The sequence below is a fragment of the Burkholderia sp. 28_3 genome (assembly GCF_003253915.1).
Lineage (GTDB): Bacteria > Pseudomonadota > Gammaproteobacteria > Burkholderiales > Burkholderiaceae > Burkholderia > Burkholderia cenocepacia.
In genome coordinates, this window is the sequence record NZ_QKZF01000078.1 from 1 (window position 1) to 1,448 (window position 1,448).

A 1,448-nucleotide genomic window follows, 5' to 3' on the forward strand; every position below is an offset into this window, starting at 1 on the left:
TGAACTGACCCCACGAAGTTGGACGGTTAAAAGCTAAGCGGCCAAGGGCTGAGTCCTGTATTGCACGGGACTCAGCCCATTTAATTTCAGCTTGATGCGTTCGTGGTTGTAGTAGTGGATGTAACGGCTCAACGCATCTCGCAACTGCTCCACGCTCGCAAAGCGCGTCAGCCGATAGCACTCGGATTTCAGCGTGCCGAAGAAGCTCTCCATGGCTGCGTTATCAAGGCAGTTGCCTCTGCGCGACATGCTCTGGGTGAGCGCATGCTGCTTCAACAGCCGACGGTAGGCGGGCATCTGATACTGCCAGCCTTGATCCGAATGCAGTAACGGCCGTCCTTCATCATCGAGCTTGGCCAACGCCTTCTTCAACATGCAGCTGACCAACTCGAAGCTCGGGCGCTCATCCATTTGGTAAGCGACGATCTCCCCGTTGTACAAGTCCATCACCGGCGATAGATAGAGCTTTTGGCCCTCTACATTGAATTCGGTCACGTCGGTCACCCACTTCTGATTCGGGCGTTCAGCATCAAACTGACGCCGCAGTAGATTCGGGGCAACGCGGCCGACTTCGCCTCGCCAGGAACGATATCTCTTTGGGCGTACCAGAGATTTCAATTGCAGCTGTCCCATCAACCGTTGCACGGTCTTGTGGTTGATCGCATCTCCGGTCTGCCGGATCGCCGCCGTGATTCGCCGATAGCCGTAACGGCCCTTGTGGTGGTCGTATACGGTCTGGATCTTCGCTTTGAGATTCGCATACCGATCGCCGGCAGCCAATGCCTTGAGCTGGTAATAGAACGTGCTGCGCGCCAGGCCTGCCGCCTTCAGGAGCGCAGCTACCGGATGACACTGCCTGAGCTCACGCACTATTTGCGCTTTTTCCTGGGCGCTGCCTGCTTCTTGGATTGCAGCAGCGCATCGAGCTTTTTTAGGTATGCCACCTCCGCGCGCAAATACACGATTTCCTTGAGCAGTTCCTCGCGGCTCGGCTCTTTCTGCACGGTATCGTCGGGGGATTTCGGTGGTGGTGAGGTGATCATTTTCGGAGGGCGCCCTCGGCGACGAGGCGCCAACGCATCTATACCGCCCTCATGATACAGACGCTCCCAGATCGGGATGCTTCGTTCATTGCGGATGCCGAACAGCGCTGCCACCTGTGCATACGACAGTTCATCGCGCCGCATCCGCTGAAGGACTGACAACTTGAATCGCGCGTCGTAGTGGCTGTGCTTCTTGCGCAGCCCCTGTTCACCATGCTCGCGATAGCTCGCCACCCAACGTCGCACCATTGTCCTGCCCACTCCGTAACGGTGAGCAAGTGTCTTGGTGCCGGCCTCTCCAGCCAGGTACGCCTGAACCACTCGACGCCGAAAACGTTCGTCGTACTTCGTCATGAAAAACACCCCAAAGGTTGGATCTAGTCCAACTTTTGGGGTGCAGCTCAG

1 protein-coding gene is annotated in these 1,448 nt (G+C 57.0%); it reads right to left on the reverse strand.

The genetic code is table 11. The features are described from left to right. Positions 1-33 precede the first annotated feature (33 nt). Positions 34-1,397, reverse strand: a protein-coding gene (locus DFS13_RS39670) for an IS3-like element ISBcen10 family transposase (protein ID WP_085964348.1) whose coding sequence is annotated in 2 segments (ribosomal slippage) — positions 34-935 and positions 935-1,397 — 1,365 coding nt in all. Because the reading frame shifts where the segments join, the coding sequence is not laid out codon by codon here. Between the last annotated feature and the right edge of the window lie 51 nt (positions 1,398-1,448).